17 protein-coding genes and 2 pseudogenes are annotated in these 20,347 nt (G+C 43.1%); 4 read left to right on the top strand and 15 right to left on the bottom strand.

Translation table 11 applies throughout. The features are described from left to right. Nucleotides 1–8: 8 nt before the first annotated feature. The 7 genes from MHB64_RS07190 to MHB64_RS07160 form a co-directional block, all read right to left on the bottom strand. Nucleotides 9–989 (bottom strand): ROK family protein, encoded by a 981-nt coding sequence (locus MHB64_RS07190; protein ID WP_445671628.1) that lies wholly within the window; start codon nucleotides 987–989, stop codon nucleotides 9–11. Nucleotides 990–1,184: 195 nt separating this feature from the next. After that, nucleotides 1,185–4,910 carry a GH32 C-terminal domain-containing protein gene (locus tag MHB64_RS07185; protein WP_341134049.1) on the bottom strand — a complete coding sequence of 1,242 codons (3,726 nt, stop codon included), beginning with the start codon at nucleotides 4,908–4,910 and terminating at the stop codon, nucleotides 1,185–1,187. Between the two features lie 108 nt (nucleotides 4,911–5,018). Next, nucleotides 5,019–5,912: an ROK family protein gene (locus tag MHB64_RS07180; protein WP_094872207.1), complete on the bottom strand. Its 894-nt coding sequence runs from the start codon at nucleotides 5,910–5,912 to the stop codon at nucleotides 5,019–5,021. A gap of 21 nt (nucleotides 5,913–5,933) precedes the next feature. Further along, entirely contained in the window at nucleotides 5,934–7,415 is a 1,482-nt protein-coding gene (locus MHB64_RS07175; RefSeq protein WP_341134048.1) for a glycoside hydrolase family 32 protein, read from the bottom strand. A 57-nt stretch (nucleotides 7,416–7,472) separates the two neighbouring features. Beyond that, entirely contained in the window at nucleotides 7,473–9,083 is a 1,611-nt protein-coding gene (locus MHB64_RS07170; protein ID WP_341134047.1) for an ABC transporter substrate-binding protein, read from the bottom strand. Nucleotides 9,084–9,144: 61 nt separating this feature from the next. After that, nucleotides 9,145–10,026, bottom strand: coding sequence for a carbohydrate ABC transporter permease (locus MHB64_RS07165; RefSeq protein WP_341134046.1), 882 nt, complete (start codon nucleotides 10,024–10,026; stop codon nucleotides 9,145–9,147). 17 nt (nucleotides 10,027–10,043) lie between these two features. After that, nucleotides 10,044–10,937, bottom strand: coding sequence for an ABC transporter permease (locus tag MHB64_RS07160; RefSeq protein ID WP_094872200.1), 894 nt, complete (start codon nucleotides 10,935–10,937; stop codon nucleotides 10,044–10,046). Nucleotides 10,938–11,429: 492 nt separating this feature from the next. Between MHB64_RS07160 and MHB64_RS07155 the strand changes: the two genes are divergently transcribed. Beyond that, nucleotides 11,430–12,467: a LacI family DNA-binding transcriptional regulator gene (locus MHB64_RS07155; protein WP_094872198.1), complete on the top strand. Its 1,038-nt coding sequence runs from the start codon at nucleotides 11,430–11,432 to the stop codon at nucleotides 12,465–12,467. Between the two features lie 60 nt (nucleotides 12,468–12,527). On the opposite strand, the gene MHB64_RS07150 is transcribed toward MHB64_RS07155, so the two are convergent. Beyond that, the gene (locus tag MHB64_RS07150) at nucleotides 12,528–13,355 is read right to left on the bottom strand and encodes an AAA family ATPase (RefSeq protein ID WP_341134045.1); all 828 of its coding nucleotides are present in this window, start codon (nucleotides 13,353–13,355) and stop codon (nucleotides 12,528–12,530) included. A 453-nt stretch (nucleotides 13,356–13,808) separates the two neighbouring features. Further along, nucleotides 13,809–14,858, bottom strand: a complete 1,050-nt coding sequence (locus tag MHB64_RS07145; protein WP_341134044.1) for an NAD(P)-dependent alcohol dehydrogenase — start codon at nucleotides 14,856–14,858, stop codon at nucleotides 13,809–13,811. 120 nt (nucleotides 14,859–14,978) lie between these two features. On the opposite strand from MHB64_RS07145, the gene MHB64_RS07140 reads away from it, so the two are divergent. Then, a complete protein-coding gene (locus tag MHB64_RS07140; protein WP_280787531.1) occupies nucleotides 14,979–15,398 on the top strand; it encodes a MerR family transcriptional regulator in 420 nt (139 codons plus the stop codon). A gap of 72 nt (nucleotides 15,399–15,470) precedes the next feature. Here MHB64_RS07140 and MHB64_RS07135 read toward each other — a convergent pair whose 3' ends face one another. From MHB64_RS07135 to MHB64_RS07115, 5 genes and pseudogenes are all read right to left on the bottom strand, one after another. After that, entirely contained in the window at nucleotides 15,471–16,109 is a 639-nt protein-coding gene (locus MHB64_RS07135) for a YczE/YyaS/YitT family protein (RefSeq protein ID WP_094872192.1), read from the bottom strand. 392 nt (nucleotides 16,110–16,501) lie between these two features. Beyond that, entirely contained in the window at nucleotides 16,502–16,726 is a 225-nt protein-coding gene (locus MHB64_RS07130; protein ID WP_179281669.1) for a hypothetical protein, read from the bottom strand. Between the two features lie 92 nt (nucleotides 16,727–16,818). Continuing rightward, nucleotides 16,819–17,451, bottom strand: coding sequence for a carbohydrate-binding family 9-like protein (locus MHB64_RS07125; RefSeq protein WP_094872190.1), 633 nt, complete (start codon nucleotides 17,449–17,451; stop codon nucleotides 16,819–16,821). Between the two features lie 200 nt (nucleotides 17,452–17,651). Further along, nucleotides 17,652–17,771 (bottom strand): annotated as a pseudogene (locus MHB64_RS33870) (sugar phosphate isomerase/epimerase); the annotation flags it as partial. A 9-nt stretch (nucleotides 17,772–17,780) separates the two neighbouring features. Further along, nucleotides 17,781–18,764: a Gfo/Idh/MocA family protein gene (locus MHB64_RS07115; protein ID WP_341136056.1), complete on the bottom strand. Its 984-nt coding sequence runs from the start codon at nucleotides 18,762–18,764 to the stop codon at nucleotides 17,781–17,783. 519 nt (nucleotides 18,765–19,283) lie between these two features. Between MHB64_RS07115 and MHB64_RS07110 the strand changes: the two genes are divergently transcribed. Further along, on the top strand, nucleotides 19,284–19,616 hold the full coding sequence (locus MHB64_RS07110) for a hypothetical protein (RefSeq protein WP_341134043.1): 333 nt from the start codon (nucleotides 19,284–19,286) through the stop codon (nucleotides 19,614–19,616). Next, on the top strand, nucleotides 19,558–19,833 hold the full coding sequence (locus MHB64_RS07105) for a hypothetical protein (protein WP_341134042.1): 276 nt from the start codon (nucleotides 19,558–19,560) through the stop codon (nucleotides 19,831–19,833). The genes MHB64_RS07110 and MHB64_RS07105 overlap by 59 nt, the downstream gene beginning before the upstream one ends. 219 nt (nucleotides 19,834–20,052) lie before the next feature. On the opposite strand, the pseudogene MHB64_RS07100 reads toward MHB64_RS07105, so the two are convergent. Next, a pseudogene (locus MHB64_RS07100) lies at nucleotides 20,053–20,184 on the bottom strand (sigma factor); the annotation flags it as partial. Nucleotides 20,185–20,347 lie beyond the last annotated feature (163 nt).

The following is a 20,347-nucleotide window of genomic DNA, read 5'->3' as shown; positions in this document are numbered from 1 at the left end:
ACAACCTCTTAATGGAGCTCGACCAAATCCGGCTCCAATGACTTCAATGTCAACCAGCGCAGGCCGGCCTCGAAATCTTCTTGAAATGTATCTTGCATAACGATCTGTGGATAAATGGGCATTGGATGTCGAAGCTGATAAGCTTCCCAAGCAGATGTCCAGGTTTCTAACTCCACCTTATCCTGATATATTACAATTTTGTCCGGAGCAAGAACTGCATTCAGGGTTTGGATAATCCGGCAGGTAGTATCGATGAACGTGTCCTTGCCCATCTCCAGACTCCAGTCAGGCATGTCAGGCAGGAATTTTATTTCCCCTGACATGCCCTGATTGCCTTTAAGGATCTTTCCATTCAGATAGATCCCCATACCAGGCGGGTACCTGCTTGGAAAGTAAAGACCAAGCAAGTACTGCTTCTCTTCTCCCCCTTGGTTCATGCAATATCCGCTAATAGCTGCATTAACGTCATTTTCAACCAAGATAGGCAACTCAAATTGCTGCTCAATCTCTTGAATCATCCGTGAGCCAGTCAGCTCATGGTGGCTGCTGACTTTAATTTCGCCGTTGACAACCTGACCCGGAATGCCTATGCCAATAACCTTGATAGAAGGATACAAGGCTATAGAGTGTTCAATAATATCATAAAAAAATTGTCTCTCGAAGACTGGAATGATGTGTTCATCCTTCGCCAGAATTTCGTTCTCCAAATTCACGATGGTGGCTGAAATCAGCACCTGTCCCTCTTTATCCTTCAGATAAATGACCAGCCCGAGGCTGAAGTTGTAATTGTAGCGATAAGTTTGTGCTGGCCTACCGCCGTTTGATGGTACAGTCAAGTCTTCGAACAGCTCACCTAACTCGTGCAGCTCCTTGACTAATGAGTTTACTGTTACTACGCTCAGTTTGGTCAGTGCCGCCAGCTGGGGTTTGGTGGCTGTATTTATACGTTTCATCACTTGACGAACGTTGTTAAGGTTAATTTCCTTCATTAAGTTAGCGTTTGCTGTTCTCATAAGCCCCCCCTGCTCGATGAACGTATGGATTAATTCATCAGGTATTCGTTTTAAGTATGATTGTACCTTAATGTCGTCTTGTTTTCATCTTCATACCTTAAATACGACAGTGTTAAATAATAAATCACCGGGTCCATCAACTGAATTGCATAAAATTGAACCCGGTTCATGTTAATTCGTAATTACCCATTTTTGTCGATCTAGAGTAGGATCAAGTTCGCTTAGAGACAGTGTCGTTCCATCTGCTGATACTTCCAGCGCTTTCTTATGATAAGCAGAAGTAATACTAATGGTACCATCATCATTCTCGTGAAAAATCCAACGCTGATTGTTATATCCAAGATAATGGTATAACTGAATCTTATTTTGTCCTGTGTCGAGATCCAGCGCCTGACCAGCTGTTGTACGAATGGAATAGGAACCTGCATCATCTCCCGTCGGCACGAATACCCACTTCTGATCCGTAGAATTATTCGTTTCCTTCAAGGTAACCGCTTCACCATTTGCAAGATTTGCTGTGTAGAGAGATTTCTGTAGCTTTGCATTTACTAGACTGGATGTGGTCAAATTGGCAGGTGTTTCTCCACTCACGTTAACGTTTTGATATGAAACATATCCACCAAATACATGTAGTCCAAAGTGACCTTCTGCAAAAGTGCCATCCTGCAGGTCGATCACTTTCTGCCCGTCCACATAAACCACAATATGCGGGCCCTTGGCTTCGATTTTCACTTTATAGGTTTGACCCGGCTGAATGAACGTAGGTATTTTCGCCAGCATTTGACTCTCTTCAAAACGGCCTTCGATTTTATAAAAGAGACGTACGGACTTCATATTCGGATCCAGATTTAAGTAGTATCCGCTGCGTCCATCTTCGCTGGCACGGAACAACATAGAGCCCGCTCCACCGGATTTACCTAACATCATCTCTGCTTCATAAGTAAAGTCTCCTGCCCGCTTCTCTGCGACATAATTTGCGTCACTCAAGTAACTTCCACGAATTCCATTTTCACTAATGACCCAAGAGGCTGCAGAAAGATCTTTAGTCCATCCACCTAAGTTCGTATGAAATTCACCATCAGTTACCTTAACTAATATGCTTGTTGATGTCTTCCCATTTGGAGTAGAGACAGTAATGATCGACTCTCCTTCTTTTTTACCTACAATGGTTGCCTGTGAGTTATCTGCCACGTTTAGTTCAACTACATCTTTGTTACTGGAATTCCATTTCAGCGGCTGTGCACCATTACCTGTTCCATTCTCTATCATTGCCAAGAGTGTGTCGCTTTGCCCCTTGCTCAGTTCACGATCATTTGTATCCATCATTATCTTGGTAGCAGAATTAGAGTCCTGATTCCATACAGAGCCTAACCGGTTCACCTTCAGAGATACGACTTTTACGTTGCCCCCTTTGGTGTAAAAGCTTAAAGCCCTGCTGGCTGGATCTGGAAAAATGACATCAGACAAAACAACTTTACCGTTGTTGCCAAAAACCTCAACAGAAGACTCATCTACAAGGATACGCAGCTTAACACGCTTATTCTCCGTTGGCATTGGCGCTTCATGTCTTGTACTAAATAAACTCGAAAAATCCGTCAAACCAGATGCAGACCGATCCACAAAAATCTGACTCTCACTAGGTTTATATCCAACAACCGTTTGCTTACTTCCACTTTCACGAACGTTAAAGCCAAATTCACTCACCTGACTACCTGCAGGAACTTCCACTTCTGCTTCAATCTCGTATGCACCAGAGGTAATCCCTTTCAGTAGGTTCTGAGAAGAAGGAGTCACGACTTTATTAGCTGTAGAATACAGCTGACTACGCAGCGATTGGAGCTCCTTGATCGGACTTTGGGCGAGCTGAATCCCATCTTTAGTCGTTACCAATGTAACTTCTCTCGGGATAGACAGAACGCCTTTCCAGTTGGTCGTTGGAAAAGCAAACGGATAGTCCCAATTTGTCATCCATGCCATCATTACACTGCGATGATCTGGCATGTTCGAAAAAGACATTGAAGCGTAGAATTCTTTTCCAAAATCTGTTCGCAATACTTTCCCTGCTGAATTATCATTTACGAATTTACCTTCCGCCGTTAAATGACCCACAAAATATTCAGCATCTGATCCGCCTGTTTTTGAGTTCGCTCCTGTACTAATCATCAGAACCCATTTCTTCTGTGATGTTCCGTCTACCGAAAGTTGAAGCAAATCCGGACATTCCCAAACACCACCGCGAACATAATCCCCGTATCCCCAACTATCTGTCAGGGTCCAATCCAGTAGATTCGTTGAAGTAAAGAAACGAATATGATCTCCACCGGATACAACCATTACCCACCTGTTATTGTCGTTATCACGAATCACTTTCGGATCACGGAAATCCCAACCTCCGGGCTCCCCTCCATTATCGCCTGGATTCTCGATAACAATGGGTCGCGTTTTGGAATATTCCCAAGTACGACCTTGATCCTTGCTGTAAGCAAGACCGATACGCTGATTCCCATTCGGACTATCAGGATTATAGGAAGTGTAATATGCAATTAGCCCCTTACCTCCTGAATCTCCGAACAAGCCTGATGCATTCGTCAAATCTGCTACAGCCGATCCAGACCAGACATGTCCATGATCATTCCACGGCAGCGCAATCGGAAGCCGCTTCCAGTTCATCATATCTTTACTGACAGAATGTGCCCATGTGCCTCCGTCCTGATGAAATAGATGATATTCTCCTTCGAAGTAGACCAGTCCATTCGGATCACTGGCAGAACCACGAATTGGCGTATAGTGATACTGAGGACGATATTTTTCATTATAATAACTGCTGGCATCCGTCACATAGGTATCCTGGAAGTAAGCTGTTCCCTGTTTAACAACGATTCCTGCATATCCATCGGTGTAGGTTTTATCTGTTAGATCAATTGCAGCCGGGGTGTACCCGTCTAAGAAGACCTGAATTCTGTTTCCATTTGCCCTTATCTCTACGTGATGTTTTGCTCCGGTCTGACTTGGATAGATACGCTGTGAACTTCCAATGGTTGTTCCGTTAGCTTTCGTCAAGCTTAAACGGACCTGATTTCCTTCCTTTGTAAGTGTAGCTTCATATCCCTTTGTTCCATCAGCCGTTGAACGAAATGCGAGTGCTGCAACAGAATCAGATTGAAGGGTTATATTTCCTTCATATACAAAATCAGAAGCTTGCCTATTATAAATTTGCTGTGACTTATTCTGGTTTATTCCCCTTCCTTTTTTGCCGCCGATATTAGGCTGCCATTCTCCTTTATTTGTAACCACAGTACCCAGATTTCCTTTCAGATCACTTACGATAATGTTTTGGAACAAAGCAGAACCATCCCATACATTGAGTCCTAGCTTACCCGTACGATACGTTTGATCCTGAACCTCAATCACAGGTTTATATTTATTGTCCCAATATACTTTCAGCGATGAACCCTCAGCTGTGACCTTAAGATGATAGATCTCTCCTTCCTTCACAGTAATCTTTCGCTCCTCTTTTAATTTCCCTTCAGTACCACTTGCGTCTCGTAAGCGGATTATACCTGCATTCGGTACGATTTGGAGCATATAGGAATTCCAACCCTCTTCATTAGAACGGAAAAGCAAGGTCGCATCAGCATTCATATCCTTGATCATGACATCTGCTTCATAAATAAAATCCTCTGACACCGTTTCGGAGATGGCCATTACATTTTCTTTTGGTTCCGAAGTCAGTAAGATCCCGTCAGGCGTATCCACCAGCTGCCCTTTTCCTTTTATTTGCCAACCTGTTAAGTTCGTTTTTATTTTGGTTACGCTTTCAAAAATAGGAGCAGCCCAACCCGTACCGAGATTTGCAACATAAAGGCCTGCTGAAGTCATAACAAGTCCTGTGGCCATGAGAAAGCATAATACAATTTTTCCTTTATTCCTCATCTTCTTCACCCTCTTTTTAAAAATAAGAAGGAGGCCAATTCATCACTGCATTGACCTCCTCTATATATTCTTTTACAATGGAGCAGAAATCTGACTTTCCAGTGCTGTGAGTCCAAGAGCCAGAGCGCCGCATAATCCCGCCTGTTGGCCTAGACCTGGTGGAACGATATAATCATCTATGTGTTCCAAAATCGTACTTGAGCTAACATAGCCGTTCAGGTTCTGAAGCACAGCCTGCCGGATAAGTGGAAACAATTGTGACTGCTGCATAACACCGCCACCCAGAATGATTTTCTGAGGAGAGTTAAGCAATATAGCTCCCGTAATCGACTGTGCAATATAAAATGCTTCCATTTCCCATGCAAGGTGATCCATAGGAAGTTCATGCCCCTTCTTCCCCCATCTTGCTTCGATAGCAGGACCTGCCGCCATCCCTTCTAGGCAATCCCCATGATAGGGACATCCCCCCGGGAATACATCGTCAGGATGACGTCTCGTAAGAACATGCCCCCCCTCGGGATGCACAAGACCATGAATAAGCTTGCCTTCGGAATACACACCGACACCAATACCCGTGCCAACTGTATAGTACAAACAACTGGACAGCCCTTGGGCAGCGCCCCATTTAGCTTCACCGAATGCCGCTGCATTCACATCCGTGTCCCATCCAAAGGGAACCGAGAAGCTTTGCTGCAAAGTACCCAGCATATCGTAATTTCCCCACCCTGGCTTCGGTGTTGTTGTAACATAACCATATGTCGGGCTATTTGGATGTATATCGATCGGACCAAATGATCCAATTCCGATAGCTTCTACCTGCTTGCCTTGAAAATATTGAATAACTTTGGGCAACGTCACCTCAGGATGTTCTGTTGGGAAACTAAGCTGATCTTCAATTTTCCCATTTTCATTCCCAATGCCACATATAAACTTCGTCCCGCCAGCTTCAATCGCTCCTATACGCATATTCATGACTCCTCTCGGTGACTAATTCTTGTCTTGCCCAGCAGAGGGAGTAAGCTCATAGATATCCAGGGAAATCAGCAAGTCATTCTCATTTTCTGCAAACACAGCTATACCTTTAGATTCTAGTCCAGGGAATATAAGATCCGTAATCACTGCCTGACCTCTATTACTGAACGCCTCAACTGAAGAGCGATCCACAAAAATACGGAGATCATTTGACTCATCAAGCGCTTCGAGTTTGGCTGAATGATGTCCTACGAAATGTTCGTGGAAATCATGCTGACCTGAAGCCATCCGATCTACATAAAGCTCCTCGGTCTCACCGTTAATACCGATCACCGTTTGACTATCCGCACCTACTCTTACTTTGAAGCCTACAGATTTACCCTGAGTGAACTCAGCTATAATCTCATAAGATTCCAAGTGAATCTCCTTAAGAAGAGTATTGATTTCTTGCACCGTTGCCTCTTTCATAGAAAGGACTTGTACACGAGCAGATTCTAGCTCCCGTACCGGCTTCTGCACAAGAAAGATCTCCCCTTGTCTTGATTCGAGTTGAAGTTCCCTTGCAATCGTCATCGCGCCGCGGAATTGTTCTGCCGGCGTCTTGTTAGCATACATCCAGTTGCTCATCCAGCCGATAAATAGTCGTCTTCCATCCTCAGCCGGTATATCAGACCAGCTTACACCTGCATAATTATCTCTTCCATAATCAATCCAGCGAACTTTTAGCGAATCTTCATCTGGCGTGAACACTTCTCCATCAAAATCCCCTGTGAAATACTGCGTTCTTGACCCTTCCACAAAAGCGGGATCCGCACCGATGCTCACAAGCATCACCCATTTCGTGTTCGAATGATCGCCAGCAATAGCAAGCGGGAACAAGTCTGGGCATTCCCATACCCCATCATGAGAACCGATTCCTTCACCAAATTCGCTGGCATATGTCCAGTTCATTAGATCAGGAGAATGATATAGACACACCGTTTGACCACAAGCTACAATCATCACCCATTTATTAGTATCTTTATGCCAAAATACTTTTGGGTCACGGAAATCAATAAATGTATCATGTTCAAGTACCGGATTTCCTTCATATTTCGTCCAGGTTCTTCCGTTATCTTTACTGTAGGCCAAGCTTTGACGCTGAATGGCTGGCTTGCCTTCTGGCATATCCAAATGATGCGTAAAAATCGCTACCAAACCTGGTTTACCTTCAAAAAATCCAGTCGTATTCTTCCAGTCAACTACAGCACTGCCGGAAAAAATCATCCCCAATTCATCAGGAGCGAGAGCGATAGGCAGCTCCTCCCAGGTAACCAGATCCTTACTAACCGCATGGCCCCAGTGCATAGCCCCCATGGTCATTCCACCCGGATGATGCTGAAAGAACAAATGATATTCACCCTCAAAATAAACCATTCCGTTTGGATCGTTCATCCACTTTTCCTTAGGGGAAAAATGATACACACCTCGGTAATTTTGTTTCGCAATCGTAGACATTATTGTTTTCTCCTTTACTCCCGAACACGGTCTTTACCGTATATTATTTATAGTTTATTATTTGCTTGCTCTGTCATAGCCGCTTTGTTTAATTTCAAGCCATTCTTGCAAGCCCAAGCGATCCAATTCTTTCAGGTATTCATCCCATTGCGCTTCGACTTTACCGTTTTGGTACCATTCAGTACGCATTCTAAGCACGTAAGCAAAAAGATCCGTTTCAATTGTCGTAAGGCGATCAAGCTCTTGAATGGAATGGAATACACTCGGCATTACGTTTTCTGCTTTCATTTTTGGCGCCATAATGTTCTTGATAATATCCATTCTGCCTTTGGCATCATCCGGCATGGTTGTGTATTTCCCATAATAGGAATCAAGAATAGCTAATGGTCCACCGACACTTGTTTTCTCACGTAGCTCTACAGGAGCTGCACCCTCCAGTGGCAAATGTTTCAGCATATCTTTTTCTTTATCAAATTCAAAGATGTTTTGCTGTTTATCGTCTCCATACGTTCCCCAGTTGTTCTGTACAGATTGAATCGGATCGAAGAGTTGATCCACCCATTTCGCTGTCGTTTCCAAGTTCTTATTGGCGCTTGTAACAACCATCTTCCCTCTTCCCAAACCAAGCGCGTTCGTTCTTGTTACGTTAACTTCGCCATCAGGTCCAGCAAGTGGAGGCATAACTTCGTAGGTGCCATTATCTCCGGTGATGTTGGCCTTATCCCATGAGAAGTACAGTCCGTATTTCTGATCCTTCCCTTTAGCAAGATAAGTACTCCAATCCTGTGTATAGGCTTCAATATCAATGAGTCCTTCTTTATACAGCTCGTTAATAAAAGAAACTGCTTCCTTGTAGTCTTCTTGTGCCGCCGTAAATATCACTTTCCCATCATTGCTCACAACCGCATGGTCAGGGTTCTCCCCCAATCCAAACGAAGCAAATAGGAATGCCAGATCTTCTGCTCCCGGCTTGTTAATAAAGGACAATGGAATTTCGTCAGCCTTACCGTTGCCGTTTGGATCTTTTGTCTTGAATGCAATTAATACTTCCTTTAATTCTTCCGTTGTTGTAGGCATATCAAGGCCAAGCTTCTTAAGCCATTCCACATTGATCCAAGGCATACTATCTACTGCCTGGATTCTTTCTTTACCGCTACCCAGCTCTTCAATCCATGGAAAGGCATAAATATTACCGTCTGGTGCCGTAATCATACTCTTATATTCCGGTGCTTCTTCCAGCACCTTTTTGAAGTTTGGCATATTATTCTCGATGAGATCGTTCAGCGGGACGATGGCACCATCCTTAGCCAATTTAAGCAGCTCATAGTCACTGTAATCTGCATTAAAAATAGCATCAGGTAGATCACCACTGGCCACAGCCAAGTTTCTTTTTTCAACAAATACGTCTTTCGTGAAATTCTTCCAATTAATATGAACATTCGTCTTTTCTTCAAGACGTTTATTAATCAGTTTTTCATTGGGATCAGTTGGTGCAAGTGGAGAGCTTTGTGTTATAAAGTTCAAGGTTACTTTACCGCTGGCATCCTGTTCTTTACTAGCTGCACTTCCCCCTCCTCCTCCACCGCATGCAGTAAGGAATATAAGAGAAGCAAGTACAGTGGCAGAAGCTGCTTTCGTCGAAACTCTTGATTTCTTAATTCTTTTCATAGGGTATGACCTCCAAATTAGATAGGAATGAATTAATCTTTATCTATGTGCAGCCTGTTTCCTACTTAAGGGAACCGACCATAACACCTTTTTCAAAGTACTTCTGGAAGAACGGATACATAACAATGAGTGGCAAACTGGAAACAACGATGGCAGCATACTTGATGATTTCAGACAATCGTTTCATTTCCGCCATGGCGAGTTGATCACTGATCATGCCCGGATCTACCTGATTCTGGATCAAGATGGAACGTAGCACCAGCTGCAGTGGATGAAGATTCGGATTATCTAAATAGATCATAGCGTCAAAGTAGGAATTCCACTGGCCCACAAAGGCATAAAGAGCGAGCACAAAAACAATCGGTTTGGAGAGCGGTAATACGACACTGAAGAAAATCCGCATTTCCGAAGCTCCGTCTACATTAGCGGCTTCCTTCATTTCATTCGGAACGCCTTTGAAGAAAGTTCTAGAAAGAATGATGTTCCAAACATTAACTGCCCCTGGAATGATCACCGCCCATACTGTATCAAGCAAACCAAGGTTCTTAACGAGCAGATATGTCGGTATGAGTCCACCCCCAAAGAACATGGTGATAATAAACAATGTCATGAAGAACCCTTTTCCTTTGAGCCTGTCATCGGACAGTGCGTACCCTGCACAGATTGAGACGAGAACGGTAATCATAGCAAATGAAATAGAGTATAAAACAGAGTTTCCAAAACCACGGATCATGGCAGGATTCGAAAGAATTTTTACATACCCTTCTAATGACCAGTCCGATAGGTTGAATGATAATCCTTTACTGAGCAGCACAGATGGATCCATAAAAGATGCAATCACTACATAAATCAAGGGAAGAACGATGATAAGTACGGCCAGCGTCAGGAAGATCGCGTTCAGCACGATGATAAAGCGATCTAATCCGGAATGTTTAATGGGCATAACTTGTTGCTCCTTTCTTAGTAAAGACCTTCACCCTCATTCAGTTTCTTCACGGTGAAGTTAACTGTGAGGAGCAAGACGATGTTGATGATAGAGTTAAACAATCCTACTGCGGCTGAATAGGCATAATCGCCCGACTGCAAACCAATTTTATAAACGTAAGTCGGAATGATTTCTGAGGTTGGCAAGTTCATCGCCGTTTGCATGAGGTAGGCTTTTTCGAAGCCAATTGACATAATTCCGCCGGCTGCAAGGATAAATACAATAGCCATAATTGGACGAATGGTTGGCAGATCGATATGGCGTATTCTTTGTAGAAGATTAGCGCCGTCAAGATTGGCTGCATTATGTAACTCAGGATCGACATTAGCAAGCGCTGCTACATAAATAATGGATGCCCAACCGGCTCCGGTCCAAATATCGGATAAAATGTAGATCGAACGGAAGTACTCAGGACGAGACATGAACATAATTGGTTCACCTGTAAGCCAGGTGAAAAACTGGTTAATCGGTCCCGTTGGGGACAAGAAGATAAACAACATCCCGACCACGACAACAACAGAAATAAAGTTCGGTGCATACAAGAACAATTGAATGTTCTTTTTGACGCCTGCACGGCGAATTTGATTCAACATCAAGGCAAGCAGGATCGGAATTGGAAAACTCAGAATTAATCCGAAGAAACTTAATTTAAGCGTATTCATAAAGATTACTTCGAAATTGGGGGAAGAAAGGAATTTCTCGAAGTTGTACAAACCTACCCATTCACTTCCCATGATTCCTTTGATTGGGCTGAAATCTTTAAAGGCGATAATCGCACCATACATAGGACCGTACTTAAAAATAAGGGTCAGAATCACAGCTGGTGCGAGCAAAATATAAAGAAAGTAGTGCTTCTTTAAATAATCCATGAAGGAACTCTTATGTCTCGTCACCGTTATTCCGTGTTCGGCTTCTATTGGGTTATGCAATGCCTTTACCTCCGTTCTTATCAATGTTTACATCTTGATGCAGTAAGGGCTTTCAATCTCTCTTATGTCCTGCTGCTTTTACAATTTACCAAACACTTAATCGTTCGTCAATACATTTTGTAAAAATATTTATGTGCATATGACAAATTATTTTGTACATAAATGGCGTATATATTTTTACATAATTACAAATACAGCCAATTCAAATAAGATTTCAACCTTTATTCTCACAAAAATCGAAATAAAATAAAAACTAAACTAATTAAATGCACACTTATGACCAAATATAATGTAAACTGAATTGTGCATTTGTAAAAATCATGTTGCTATTTCAGGCAAACTAATATACATTAAAGAGAGTTGAAATAACGACAAATAGTACAGTATTTGCGGCGAATATTAAGAACATGAATATAGAGGTGAATTACATAGATGGCTCGGGAAAAAGTAACCATACAAGACATCGCAGACGCTTTAGGAATCTCCAGAAATACAGCTTCCAAAGCGTTAAATGGAACGAACGGTATACCTGATGAAACCAGAAACAAGGTCATAAAGAAAGCGATAGAGTTAAAATATAAACAATTTGCATTTATGGACTCCGAAAGTACTCTATCAAGAAACTCTGGAAACATCGCTTTATTAACAGAAAACTTACCTAACACTTCCCACTTTGGATCGAAACTGATCAGCGGCATGGAAAAAAGAATCAGTGCAGAAGGATATAATTTATCCATGCACATTATAAGAGATATTGATCAAGAGTCCCTGTCTCTTCCAAATAATTTTGATGTCTCCAATGTAGACGGAATTATTTGTATTGAGTTGTTTAATTCGGAATATAGTAAGCTGATTACAAGTCTAGGTATTCCAACTATTTTCATCGACTGCTCTGCAGATGTCTGTTACCCTGAATTCCAAGCAGATGTCCTTCTCATGGAGAACGAACACAGCACATACCAACTTACCAAAAAGTTAATTGAGGGCGGTTACAAATCACTGGGGTTCATCGGGGACTATAATCACTGTAGGAGTTTTAATGAAAGATGGGTGGGCTTTAATCGCGCACTGATAGAATCCGGGATTCAGCTTGATCTCACACAATGCATTCTCGATGACGATCGACTATTTTTCTCAAGTCCAGAGTGGGCAGATACTAGACTAAGTCAAATCAATGAGCTCCCTTCTGCTTTCGTGTGTGCTAACGATTATATTGCGGTTACCTTTATGAAGTCACTCAAAAATGTGCTTTCCATTCCTAACGACATCGTCATTTGTGGCTTTGATAACGGTCCTGAATCAAGCATTGTAGAACCCCATCTCACCACGGTTCATATTTATAGTAATGAGATGGGCGTCAAAGCAGCCGAAATGCTACTTTCCCGAATTAATGATCCGAAGCAACCCTATCAGGTTTCTCATATTTATACCAAACTCATCATAAGAGACTCTACACCTAATATCAGTTGATGAATTCATAATTCAGAGCTGAAATAACACCCATGAAAATGAAGCAAAGAACCCAAGCGATTAAGAATTCAATTGCTTGGGTTCTTTTATGGAAGGATAATATTCTTCATAAGAAAGAACAATATGCTTTCGTTTTAGCGGACAATGTTCTATGATCGCCTTACGTTTCGCTTTTAGAACAATTTGTTCTATATCAGCAAAACTGCAACCGGAAAGACGCTCGCAGGCCTCCTCCATCAACCCAGCATCTCTTTCAAAATCATTGATTAACAGTTCAACATATTGACGCCTACTTGATTCATCAGGGTTAGAATAAATCATTTTTGTATCAAACCTTCTCCAAATAGCTCTATCCAGTTCATTTTCCAGGTTAGTCGCTGCTACAAAAATGCTATTATCACCAAAATCATCGAGACATTGCAGCAGTGTATTCACCGCACGAGCCATTTCTTTAACCTCGTCATTACTCTCCCGTGTTCTTGCAATGGCATCAAACTCATCCAGGAAAAGAACACAAGGAGATGCTTTGGCATACTCGAATATTTTTCGGATATTACTTCCAGTCTCACCCAAATGGCTGTGAATAATTGCATCTAGTCGAACTAGGATAAGTGGAAGCTCCAGCATTTGAGCCATATAAAATGCCGTAAGTGTTTTCCCTGTGCCCGGTGGACCATACATAACCACTTTATTTGGAATTGGAACTCGATGCTCTTCAAATATTCCCCTCATTCCTAAAATTGCAATGAATTCTTCGACAATCTTTCGATTCATATCGGGCAGAACGAGATGTCTAACCTTTTTGGCACATTCTTTGGGTGTATAATAGGTGCCCATATCGATTCCTTTTGCTCTGGGTAGACGTTGATTGGTGCTGCTTTTATTCATTAATTATTGAAGCTCCTTTAACAAATTATTTACTCAACTCGATTATGGCTAACAATTATTCGTAATTATTACGATTTAAAACATCATACTTTCTTTTTATTTATAATGTCAACCTTTAGCACAAAAAGAGCCTTTATAGTGCCAAGGCTCTTTTGCGATATATCTATCAGATCGTCCATTGCTGAAATCCTGCAGCAAGAGTGGCTGCGGCTCCTGTCTTTCATATCTTACGATTTTCTAATCCGTATCGGCTCTATATCTTCAGCTATAAAAATCTTAACAAAAAAGCAACTCCCCTGTTGGCAAGTTGCTTTTTAAATACTTTGTTGAGAATCTCTACATTTTTGTCCTTCCCGATTGTGCCAATGGAGATCAGATCCTCCATATCTTCTCAGGTATTATCGAATTCTCAGAGGTTCTGGACGCGAACCGATTTAAACAAAGAGGAAATCCTTATTCGTTCCCCATCGTGCTGATGTCGATGACAAACCGGTAACGGACATCTGAAGCAAGTACACGCTCCCAGGCTTCATCAATCCGGTCAGCAGAAATGACCTCGATTTCAGATGCAATATTATGTTCAGCGCAGAAATCAAGCATTTCCTGCGTTTCACGGATTCCGCCAATCATCGATCCGGCAAACGAACGGCGGTGGCCGATCAACGAAAACACGTTAACTGCTAATGGATCAGCGGGTGCACCGACATTGACTAATGTGCCGTCCAGCGCCAGAAGCGAAAGATAGGCATCGATATTAATCTGCGCGCTTACTGTATTCACGATAAGATCGAATGAACCGGCAAGCTGCTTAAATGTCTCCGGATTACTTGTGGCATAATAATGATCCGCCCCTAATTTCAATCCATCTTCCTTCTTCTTCAATGACTGTGATAAAACAGTAACCTCTGCCCCCATGGCATGAGCGATCTTCACAGCCATGTGTCCAAGTCCGCCAAGACCCACCACAGCTACTTTTTTGCCAGGAGCAGCTCCCCAATGACGTAGTGGTGAATAGGTGGTGATTCCTGCACACAGAAGCGGCGCAGCGGCGTCAAGCGGAATACTGTCAGGGATCCGAACCACAAAATCCTCGGTGACAACAATATGGGTGGAATATCCGCCTTGCGTATACTGCCCGTACCGGTCGATAGCTCCATAGGTGCCCGTATTTCCACTCAGGCAATACTGCTCCTCACCTTTATGGCAATTACTGCACTCTCCACAGGAGTCAACCATACAACCTACTCCTACCCGGTCGCCTACTGAGTACTTTGTGACTCCAGAACCGATCTGACTGACAATTCCGGCGATCTCATGTCCCGGAACAAGTGGATAGTTGACCGGCCCCCACTCCCCGCGGGCAGTATGAATATCCGAGTGGCAGATGCCAGCGTATTTAATCTCAATAAGAACATCGTGCGGCTGCAGATCTCGGCGTTCGATTGTGGTTAGCTTGAATGGACCTTCCTGACTGAATGTAGCGCGTGCATTAACTTTTATCATAGTGAAACCTCTCTTCTAGATAATATTAAAATCTATAACGTCAGCTTTACAAAACATATGTTATTACTTAAAGTTAACTCTAAGTCAAGCATAAAATATATTTGAGATTGGAGATAGATGATGAAAACATACTCCATAAGTGAAGTTGCGGAATCCTTTAACATGACACCACATACCCTGCGATACTATGACAAGGAAGGACTTTTCCCTTCTATAGAAAGAACCTCCGGCGGTAAACGTATATTTAAACAATCCGATATGGACGCTTTAAAAGTAATTGAATGCCTGAAGTCATCCGGGATGCCAATTAAAGAAATAAAACATTTCATTGAGTGGTGCTCAGAGGGAGATTCCACCTTACAGCAAAGATATGACATGTTCTTGGAGCGGAAAGCCTCCGTAGAAGCACAGATGGAAGAATTAAAAAAAACGATGGAAGTCATAGAACATAAATGCTTCTACTACAAGTCCGCCTTGGATAGCGGTACAGAAGATGTTCATAAAAATAATAAAATAAAAAGTTCATCCGCTGCTCATTAGAAATGGACCTTCAATTACAGTAAAGGCGGGGCAGATTGATCTGCCCCGCCTTTACTGTAATTCATAAACTTTTTAATTGGTACGCCTTTTTGCCAGAAGTTTCTCCGTAAAATTCACATTAAAAAAATGAACAATAGGTCCCAAACCCAATGCGGATACCAGAGTTCCTAAGCCTATAATGCCTCCTGCCAGGAAGCAAACCAAAGCACAAAGAGAATCCGTAAACATCCGGTGCCAAAAATAAGATACTTTCGGGAAGTTATCCCTCATAATCAGGGACAGGCTGTCGTAGGGAGCTACGCCTACCTCCGATGACTGATACAGAGATACCCCAAAACTGCATACCACTACACCAATCGCTACGATGACCACCTGCTGCCATATCAATTGAGGTTCGCCGAACAGAGATAGCCAAGTACTATGAAAGAAAGTAGCTATGTAACCTAGAAGAATTGCGTTCACGAAAGTCCCGGCGCCAATAAACTTTCGTCCTGTTATGAATTCGATTACAAACAATACCAGATTCAATAAGATCAGAAAATTTGCAAATGTCATACCTGTGTTTTCTGCAAGTGCCATAACCATACCGCTGAAGGGATCATTCCCCATGCCGGACAGCTTAAAAATACTGATTCCCATGCCCAGAAATACATTGCCGATAACCATAATAATCAATCGTTTTTTATCGACGTTATGAAAATATCCTCTCATATTGTCCATCCTATTTTCATATTAAAATGCACCATACAACAACGACGTCATTATATCATATTTCCTATGATTTGACGGTTATCTTTATGGATGCTATTCAATGTTTTGCATGAGTAGATCGGTCAAAACTGAACACTATTTTGAAAGGAATTGAAAAAAATAAAAGCAACCCGTCCGCAGACAAGTCGCCTTTTAATACTTTAATGTTAACGGACCTACCTAATAAATTTAAGCAACGCTTCGCCTAATAAAACTCAAGATACAGCTTCATAAATGCCCTTTTTTCTATTCTTGAAACATAACTTCGTAACTATCTTACAACATTATCAAGTCCAACCCTTCCAGTGACTGTCCTACTGTTTCTTTTGGAACAACCGACCCATACTTGGATCCTAATAACTAGCCCGCAGATAATATAATCCCGTTTCTGCATCATACACTTCACCTGCGTATTTAAAAGAGTTGGAGATTCCTTCTATCTGGCCAGTGATGTTTCCCCATTCATCATAACTATATTCATTTACAGTTTTTGCGCTAGTGTCTACATTCATTACCATATCACCATGACCATTATATAAGTAATATTGATCTTTATTGGCCGTCTTGTCCTTTTTCACGAGTACTCGATCCCCGCGCACAAACGTGGATTGTTGGATGACACTGTTGTCACACGGCTTCAGAAGTTATTCATTGACGCTGCATTTCGCAGTTACTCTAAGTACAGAATCCCAAAATCACAGCTTCTATGAAATTCTGGTTTGTCCGAATGAACTCTGCTCCATGTTCCAAAATGCGGATAGGTCGTATCGTCTCCGCACTTGTAAAAGTTTCCTCTTATCCTTTTTCCCGGCACTGCCCGAAAGTCTGGAAAATAAGATTGTACCCAAGCCCATGAGATCGAAAAGCTTAATTCCCAATACACTTCTCCTTTATCATTGATTTGATCGGTGGTGGTTAGGACGTGGAAAAGTGCCGGATTAATAGTGATTGGGAAGCGATCATACCGATCCGCTCCTATCTGCAAGAGAATTGTGCCATTCGCATTAAATTCGAAATTCATATAGCGTTGGTCCGAATCCGGAGTAGGCTGAAAAAAGAACTCGATGCAGCTATCCTTATACACGGGATCATTCATGTTTCTATATGTTCGTATTGGATTCTTTTCGTAAACCTTAAACTGAAGCTTCAGATCCTCCTGACTGTAATTTAATCTTGCTGTAACGACCGGGTAATACCCTTTAAGCCATTGATATTGCTTGATGATCTGGACTTCTTCTGTATCTGAAACATCCGTCTGATTTGTCAGACGGGAAATTACTAAGGTTTCCAATTTTCTTTCCATGCTTCATTCCCTTCTGTTCGGAATCCCACTGGGGTTAACAAACCAAAATAACCCCATAAATTAACTTGATTATTTAGATCCGAGATTTCGCACGGCCGTCTACCATTACCTGTATTGGCGGATGAAGGAGACCTCCCTCTCCTCTGTATCCCACTCGGGCGCATCCCCTACTTTTCCCTCGCCCAACGACACCGTAAACACACATCCATTGGATCGATCGGCTGATATCTGATGCCGTCCTTCACATGGGTGGGGACGATATAGCCCTTCAGCAGGTGTACACCTTGCACCGGGTCATCCCCTGTTACCATAACCATGTCAGTCCACCCTTATTTCGCACAAGGTAACGTAATTCCTTCATGGATCGCCCGATCGGCCAGGAGTGCGACCTCCATCGCCCGGTAGGCATCCTCCATTGCCGGTATAGCGGGCAAGTTGTTCTCCAGCATGGACAGGAAATAGTCCAGTTGGGCACCCGTAGGCTTCACGGAGAAGTCCATATTGATCTGCCGGACCGTTCCTTTCCGATGGTCTTCGACCTCGACCAGATTTCCCAGATGCTGATCCTCTCGCGGTCGATCGTTCTTGTAGATGATGCGGATCCGGCCTGCGGGTCCGATGAATTCCTTCCGGTTATCAGTCGGAAGCCCCTTGCCCCACCCCGTCTCAAAGTAGCCGATGGAGCCGTCCGACAAACGGAGGGTCATGAGCCCATAATTGTAAGTGTACGGCGGGACTTCTTCATAAAGACGCTGCCCGATCCCGTTGACGCTTATCACGTCCGCCCCTGTAGCCCAACGCATCACATCGATATAATGGACGCCGCAATCTACGATCGGCGAGACGTCTCGAAGCAGGGACAAGTGGGAAGCCCAATTTTGGGAGGGCTTCAATTGGGATAACCGGATGACCAAGGGGAAGCCGATGGCGCCCTCCCGGATCATCTTCATTACCGCCTGGTACGTGGTGTTATGGCGAAGGATGTGACCGATCAGCACCTTGGTTTTGGCTCCACCGGCCAGCTTCATGAATTCCTGCGTTTCCCGTGCATTGCCCGCCATAGGCTTCTCGCATAGGATATGCTTCCCTGCAGCGAGACAATCTTTTGCGATCTCCAGATGGGAGGACGGGTACGTGGCGATAATGACCAGATCCACATCGTCACGCTCGATCAATGTCCGGTAATCCGTGCTCCAACACTTGGCTCCGTATTGGCTTGCCACTAAGGAGGCCCTGTCCCGGTTCCAATCCGCCACGCCGATCAACCGGACTCGCTCCTGTTGTGATATCGCGTCCAAGTGGAGAGAGCCCATATAACCACAGCCTATCACGACCGCCCCGTACCTTTTCATGATGCATCCATCCTATCCTTCTCACTCGCGGAGGTTATTTTGTGTTGATCCAAGCTCCTTGTTGGGAGAAGCCGAAGTCTCCCTACAGCATCTAATCTTCTTGGGTGGGCATTAATGACTTACCATTCTTCATGCATATCCTTCTCTTACATTTGTATAATACCGGATTACTACAGAATAGCTTTCGTCTTGTTATGATACCTTGTTACCTTTATTATATAAGAATGATGGATAGTTTTATTTAGCTAAGAAAGTTACTTTTTGCACGATTCCGGTATTCCATCTAATTCTATGTAAGGGATCTATCCTGCTATTTCCCACCCTCTCCAACACCCGGTCCGCAAGCGATTCCTCTTCCATGAGTGGACTCCCTCTATCCATTAAACGCAGTTCCAGACGGTCGCGCCTCGCTTGTTCCCGAGAAGGAGGCTAAAAGATTTTGAGCTACTCTATGTGTGCCACGGCCTATTGTACGTTGCGATGGAGGAGCGAACCTACACGGTGTTACCCGGGAGCTTATCGTTCTGCCTTCCGGCGTCTACCACGAATGCAACGGAGGCTGATCCGACCACCAAACTGATCGGGATCCATTTTGACTTCTTCGGGGAACTGAACATCAACAGGGAAGAGGATATGGTGATTCTGGAAGAGGGGGTAGTGCAAGGGAAAATTGCGGTGGAGGCAGTGGGAAGTGAGCTGTTGTCCGTTGTCGGAAGAGCCGGTATATCACCCTTCCCACGATTGTGTGCAATTCATGGAAAAGCTGACCCACGAATTTACGATGCGTCCGCTAAGCTACCAGCTGGTATGTAGGAGGCTGAATGCAGGTTTACAACATTTGTCATGCAACCTCATTGAGTTAACCTTATATGAAGTTCGTGTTCCTCAGACCGGAGATTTGCTACTGGCTTCCTTCAGATTCGACCTAGCGGTAGATACCCTTACCTTAAGCCAATCGCTTATTGCTACTACTGCCTTTGCCATTCAGGACTTCAACCCTATAGATAGCGCCCATGCTGGGCGCACATAATAAAAGACCTAGGAGATTGCCTCCAAAGTCATTGAGTTCACTAATTCCTCAATTCATCAAACAATGCTTTTCCACAATGCATAGGCTTTACCCAATTGTCCAATGGAAAATTATACATCTTATAAAATCTTACTCTTTTTTCTTCAAATGCTTTCTTGTTTTTGCTAATACCAAATCATTCGCCAAATGTACATATGTCTCCTGATTTTACACATTCATTCCTTTGTTTGGACGATAGCTCTCAATAGCTTTAATCAGGTCGATTATGCCGATGGAGATCAGATCCTCCATGTCTTCTCCGATATTATCGAATTTTTTGAGGTTGCGGACATGATATGATGTCAAAAAAATAAACCAATTACAGCTTTACTATTATCAATAACAATTAATGATCAATCAACTCTAAGTGAGATATCAGATTATTCACACTTGTTAAATTGCGTCTAACAATATCCTCGGTTTCAATATGATAGCCACCGTTTTTCACACGTAGAGCAATACATTCAATATTTAG

Source organism: Paenibacillus sp. FSL K6-2859 (assembly GCF_038008265.1).
Lineage (GTDB): Bacteria > Bacillota > Bacilli > Paenibacillales > Paenibacillaceae > Paenibacillus_AQ > Paenibacillus_AQ nitricinens.
The sequence above is the reverse complement of the archived record's forward strand: the minus strand, read 5'-3'. Positions and strand labels throughout refer to the sequence as shown.